6 protein-coding genes and 1 pseudogene are annotated in these 5,590 nt (G+C 44.1%); 3 read left to right on the top strand and 4 right to left on the bottom strand.

The window, feature by feature from the left end; translation table 11 throughout:
• Positions 1 to 247: pseudogene (locus tag IQR33_RS32290) on the bottom strand (dihydroorotase); the annotation flags it as partial.
• A gap of 155 nt (positions 248 to 402) precedes the next feature.
• Positions 403 to 567 carry a YqaE/Pmp3 family membrane protein gene (locus IQR33_RS04260; protein ID WP_005375297.1) on the bottom strand — a complete coding sequence of 55 codons (165 nt, stop codon included), beginning with the start codon at positions 565 to 567 and terminating at the stop codon, positions 403 to 405.
• A gap of 267 nt (positions 568 to 834) precedes the next feature.
• Here IQR33_RS04260 and IQR33_RS04255 point away from each other — a divergent pair, with 267 nt between their 5' ends.
• A complete protein-coding gene (locus tag IQR33_RS04255; RefSeq protein WP_193837187.1) occupies positions 835 to 2,652 on the top strand; it encodes a hybrid-cluster NAD(P)-dependent oxidoreductase in 1,818 nt (605 codons plus the stop codon).
• A gap of 100 nt (positions 2,653 to 2,752) precedes the next feature.
• Here the strand turns inward: IQR33_RS04255 and nadE are convergent, their stop codons facing one another.
• On the bottom strand, positions 2,753 to 3,583 hold the full coding sequence (gene nadE, locus IQR33_RS04250) for an ammonia-dependent NAD(+) synthetase (protein WP_005375299.1): 831 nt from the start codon (positions 3,581 to 3,583) through the stop codon (positions 2,753 to 2,755).
• A 178-nt stretch (positions 3,584 to 3,761) separates the two neighbouring features.
• Between nadE and IQR33_RS04245 the strand changes: the two genes are divergently transcribed.
• Entirely contained in the window at positions 3,762 to 4,295 is a 534-nt protein-coding gene (locus tag IQR33_RS04245; protein ID WP_005375300.1) for a nicotinate-nicotinamide nucleotide adenylyltransferase, read from the top strand.
• 14 nt (positions 4,296 to 4,309) lie between these two features.
• Entirely contained in the window at positions 4,310 to 4,792 is a 483-nt protein-coding gene (locus tag IQR33_RS04240) for a hypothetical protein (RefSeq protein ID WP_017635276.1), read from the top strand.
• Positions 4,793 to 4,919: 127 nt separating this feature from the next.
• On the opposite strand, the gene IQR33_RS04235 is transcribed toward IQR33_RS04240, so the two are convergent.
• Positions 4,920 to 5,528, bottom strand: coding sequence for an AraC family transcriptional regulator (locus tag IQR33_RS04235; protein ID WP_193837188.1), 609 nt, complete (start codon positions 5,526 to 5,528; stop codon positions 4,920 to 4,922).
• Positions 5,529 to 5,590: the final 62 nt, after the last annotated feature.

Raw genomic sequence — 5,590 nt, 5'->3', positions numbered from 1 at the left:
CTGGTGTCGTGTTATCTGTAAGGTAAAGCGCCATTAAAGGCTTAAACTGTTCGCCATGTTGCTCTTTGAGAATTCGGTCACGGTAGGCTAGGGCGAGCTCAGTTGTAGTAACAGGTGGGACGGTATTTGGCATAATCAGCGCACGGCCATTGTAGCGGCTGATGTCGCGAACGGTGTCTTTAAGAACTTCCCCATCGCGTAAGTGAACGTGCCAGTCGTCAGGACGAGTGATAGTCAGTGTTGTCATTAATTGCTCCCACCATTGAAAAGTTGTCTGATTGGAGCCTAAGCGCCGTATTTGCTTTTGAGCAAACGCTTGCGCTTAGGCGACAGGATGATAGAGGAATTGCCCTCATATTTCATCCCATTTTTCAATTTTATAAAGAGTGAGAGTGTAAGTGGTTACTTCATTGTTAACCAAAGCGCGTGGATCGTACCTGGTAGAAAGAAGAAACACGTCAATATTAGATTAATCAAAAAGTCTTTATTTAGACCTTTCTCCATAAACACCGCGACAGGCGGAAGAAAGATACATAACAAAATCAGAACCAGTTTTCTTGTATCCATAATTAAGCTCCAAATCGATAAATGGGAGTAGTGATAACTTGGGTGAATTATGTGTGTCGTATCACACTTTATCAAACGGTATTTGGTCAGAACGGTGTTAAAAAACGCGAATATTGAGTGTAGTAAATACTTGTCACTAAAACCAAATTTATAAGAATATGGTTTCGAGAAAGTTGAAATGGATGAAGAGGCAGCAGACTCTGCAACTTAATGTGATTTGAGTATACAATACCGCAACAAATAAAAAACACCCGTAGGAAGAAGGCTATGTCGCAACCCGTTTTATCCCAAATTAATGTTTTTCCGGTTAAGTCAGTTGGCGGATTATCGCTGTCGTCCGTATGGGTTGAGAAGCAAGGATTGAGCTTCGATCGTCGCTTTATGATTGCGAAAGCTGATGGCTCGATGATCACTGCGCGAAAGTATCCGCAAATGGTAACCATTAAGTCTGCCTTATTGTCCGATGGAGTGGTGTTTAGTAGTTTGGGTATGGAGCCACTTAAAATCCGTTACCAAGATTTCAAAATGCAGGAGACACCTGCAACGGTTTGGAAAGATACGTTTACTGCCTATACCACGACAGATGATGCAGATGACTGGTTTAGTCGTGTGTTGGGGCAGCGCGTTGAGTTGTTGTTTAGTGGTGAGCAATCGAATCGTGTCCGTGAAAAGCTAGGTCAAAACGTCAGTTTTGCTGATGGTTATCCGGTTTTAGTGATCAGCCAAGCTTCACTTGATGAGCTGAACCGAAGAAGTTCAGAGCTACACTCAATGGATCAGTTTCGTACTAACTTAGTTGTCTCTGATACTAAGCCATTTGAAGAAGATTCATGGAAGCGCATACGAATCGGTGAGGTAGAGTTTGAGTCTCTCAAACCTTGCGAGCGCTGTATCCTGACTACGGTGAATACCCAAAGAGGCACATTCCGTGAGAGCAAAGAGCCGCTCAAAACCTTGCAACAGTTCCGTGCAAACGGTGTCGGTGGTGTGTTCTTTGGCCAGAATCTTGTCGCGCGAAATGAAGGCATTATTCGTCAAGGCGATAAAGTTGAAGTATTGGAGTACAAAGAGCCGGAGTTTTACGCAGATAACTCGCCAGTGCGCATGAAGCTTACATGTGTTGAGCGTGAAGAAATTGCCCAAGACTTTGTGACCTTATGGTTAGAGCCAAACAAAGGTTCGTTGCCTAATTACTTGCCAGGACAACACCTGCCAATAGAGGTGAATATTGATGGTAAGAAAGTGGGTCGACGCTATACCTTGTCATCCAGTCCTTCTCGCCCGGGTCGTTATGCTATTTCTGTAAAGCGTATCGCGGGTGGAAGAGTCTCTAACTCACTCTTAGACAACTTACAAGTCGGTGATGTTTTAGAGGCAGAACAACCTGACGGTCAGTTCCACCTTAAAACGCATGAAGCGCAGCCTCTGCTGTTACTCTCTGCGGGTAGCGGAGTAACGCCAATGTTATCAATGGTGCGTTACTTAGCGGATCACAATCAGTTGGATAACGTGGTTTTCTACCATCAATGTCGCACCGAGAATGATATTCCTTGTCGCTCAGAGTTGGAGCAGTTAAAGCGTGAGCACCCAGGGCTAGAAGTAAAAGTCTGTTTAACGCAACCTGCTGTTGATTGGTTTGGTTTGAAAGGGCGTTTAAGTTTGTCACACATTAAGCAAATCAAAGATGTTGAACAGCGGCAGGTGTTTGTGTGTGGCCCGGATGGCTTTATGGATAAAGCAAAAAGTCTTCTACTAAGAAAAGGGCTGTCAGAGGAAAACTACCATCAAGAAGCGTTTGGAGTTTCTTCTCTTACGTCAAAGCCAGAGAAAAGTCTCGCTATTGACTTTAATGGAACTAAAGTCGTAGGCAACAACCAAAAAACGTTGTTAGATCAGCTCGAAGATGCTGGGAAGGTCATCAGCAATAGCTGTCGTGCTGGCTTATGTGGCGCGTGTAAGGTTCAGCTTACGTCGGGTCAAGTACATCATCCGGACGTGCCCGCGTTGACTGATGAGGAGCGTGCAATGGGAACCGTATTGGCGTGTTGTGCTGTGCCAGAGACGGACGTAACAGTAACCAACTAGGCGAGAGCAACTTTGTCCTTCGACAAAAACTGTTCCTAGACAAAAAAACGCTGCTATTTTTAGCAGCGTTTTGAGTTTTAAAGAGAGCTGAAAATATCGCTTAGTCGTAAATCGTCGGGATTGGCTGGCGTTTGTGCTGTGTTGCTTTGTAAATCGCTACCAGACGGTCACTCACTTGCTGTGGAACAGGTTTGCCCTCTAAGAAGTCGTCGATTTGCTCGTAAGTTAGGCTTAGGGCATCTTCATCTGCTTTTTGTGGAGCAAGCTCTTCTAAGTCTGCTGTTGGCACTTTCTTCACTAGTTGCTCAGGTGCACCCAATGTAGCAGCCACTTCACGAACTTGGCGCTTACTTAATCCGAACAATGGTGCCATGTCACAAGCACCATCACCAAATTTAGTGTAGAAACCAGTGATGTTTTCTGCTGAGTGATCAGTACCAAGAACAAGGCCGCCTACGTAGCCCGCGATCTCGTATTGAGCAACCATGCGAGCACGCGCTTTTACATTGCCTTTTACGAAGTCGACTTTTGCTGCATCAGTTGGTAGAAGGTCTGTGCCTTCTAATGCAACGTGAGAAGCCGAATGAAGCCCGTCAACACCTGCTTTGATGTTCACCGATACAGAATGGGTTGGCTGGATAAAAGACAGAGCGAGCTGAGCCTCATCTTCATCTTTTTGCTCCCCGTAAGGCAGGCGAACTGCGATAAATTGGTAGCTATTGTTGCCCGCTTCTTCGTTTAGTTGGTCTACAGCCAACTGAGCTAAACGACCACATGTCGTTGAGTCAACGCCACCGCTGATGCCAAGAACAAGAGACTTACAGCCCGCTTCTTGCAATTTACGCTTAATAAAAGCGACACGGCGTTCAATTTCAAAATGCGGATCAATTGAAGGGAGTACGCGCATTTCGTCACGGATGGATTGTTCCATTTAGGGTTCCTTTTCCTGCAAATATTTCAGACTCTAAAGCGCATTTGCTCAAATGGTGATAAACCATACAGTTGAGGCTCATTAAACGCGACTTTAGGGTCAAAAGCTGTAAAGATTAGTAGTATCATACCGAAATCATCAGATTAGAAAACTCTCTTCAACCAGGTAATCACCGGATATGAAAAAAATCGCCATTTTTGGTAGTGCATTTAACCCACCTAGTTTAGGGCATAAAAGTGTTATTGAGTCTTTGAGCCACTTTGATCTTGTGCTACTTGAGCCAAGCATTGCACACGCTTGGGGCAAGAACATGCTTGATTACCCAACTCGGTGCAAAATGGTTGACGCGTTCATCAAAGATATGGGGCTTTCTAATGTTCAGCGTTCTGATGCAGAGCAAGCTTTATACCAACCTGGACAAAGTGTGACGACCTATGCGTTGTTAGAAAAAATTCAAGAAATTTACCCAACTGCCGATATAACTTTTGTCATTGGTCCTGATAATTTCTTCAAATTTGCTAAATTTAGTAGAGCTGAAGAGATTACGGAACGTTGGACTGTTATGGCATGTCCTGAAAAAGTAAAAGTCAGAAGCACAGATATTCGCAAAGCATTGGCCGAGGGTGAAGAGATCGGCGCCTATACAACACCTTCCGTACGTGATTTATTACTTAGTAAAGGCTTATACAGAGAAACATTGTCTGGGAACTGAGAGGTCAGATTTTCATGGTCAGAGTCGTTTTATTTAGTGCATGTGCGCTGCTTGTGGTGACACAAGCTCATTCCGCGTGTAACTATTTTTCTGATCGTTCCGTGGTGTTTGAAGATAACACGCTTCCAATCTGTGAAGAAATTTTAGATTCCATCGGCGTGTTAAGTACTGAAGCATTGATTTGGTATGCAGCGGAAGCGAAGCTTGAAGGACCAACAGAAAACTATTGGGAGGAGTGGGCGATTAAGCCGGAAGACACCCCACTTCTAACTCAAAACTTAGAAAAGAATTACTTTGGTCTTGGTTTTTGGATGCCGGAAGAGCTCCGAGACGAAGAGAGTAAAATGGATACAGAAGAGTGGCTTCGTAGTCACGGGTTGATGTTCAGCGTTGGTTTTGGTGATAAATCCGACGGACAGCCAAGAATGCGGTTTGATTATCGTTGGCACGAATATTATGACGCTGACTGGATGATGCAGATAGAAGTACCTTTCTAGACACCTCAAGCAAATGAAAAAAGGGCGTACATTATCAATGTACGCCCTTTTTGCTTTTACTTGAATCTCTACTTTCTGTATCCGTAACTCTACGTAATGCTGAAAACGTAGCTTGTTAAAGAGCAAGTTATAGCGCTTCTCCAAAGACTAAAAAGCAAAGCTGTTCATATTCTTCGGTGTTACCAGCAAAAAGAGAGTCAACAATTTGCTCTTCCTTCTTCCCCGACAGTTTCATTTTTCTTGCTTCACGTAGTGTTAGTACCAAGCAAAGCTCTTTAGAAATATTAATGTCACAGCCAGGAGTCCATTGATTGATGGTTCTCGTTAACGTTGAGTGCGCTAGTTTAGGAGACAGCGTCAATACTTCATGTCTTACTACTGTCAGTAGATCGGTTTGCAGATCCGAGCGTTCGGCAGTTGTTGCTAGCTTCTCGACGAGCGCTTTTAGTAGCGGTGAAGGCTTCACAAAGCCCGCTTGTTGTGAGAAGTCGTCATTTAAACGCACAGAAAAATCACAACGATATACACGAGAATTAGGTAAAAAGGTGAGGGAGCTCAAACATCCTTGAGGAATCCAAAAATATTGGCCTGGTTCAATGGCATACTCCTGCTTACCCAATTTAATGACGGCTAACCCTTCGATGACAGACAATAGACTGTGCTTCAGTGCTTTTTTACGCGCAGCTACATCAAGAAAGGGGTATTTAGCGTCGTGAAATTCAATTGCGTAGTTCATTATGAGTACCAGTGTTTTTTGGCGCTAAGGGTAACGTTAAACCCATACGATTCCAACCTGCA

Origin of the sequence: Vibrio sp. OPT46 (genome assembly GCF_015163535.1) — a bacterium.
Lineage (GTDB): Bacteria > Pseudomonadota > Gammaproteobacteria > Enterobacterales > Vibrionaceae > Vibrio > Vibrio alginolyticus.
This window is presented reverse-complemented; position numbering and strand designations above follow the sequence as displayed.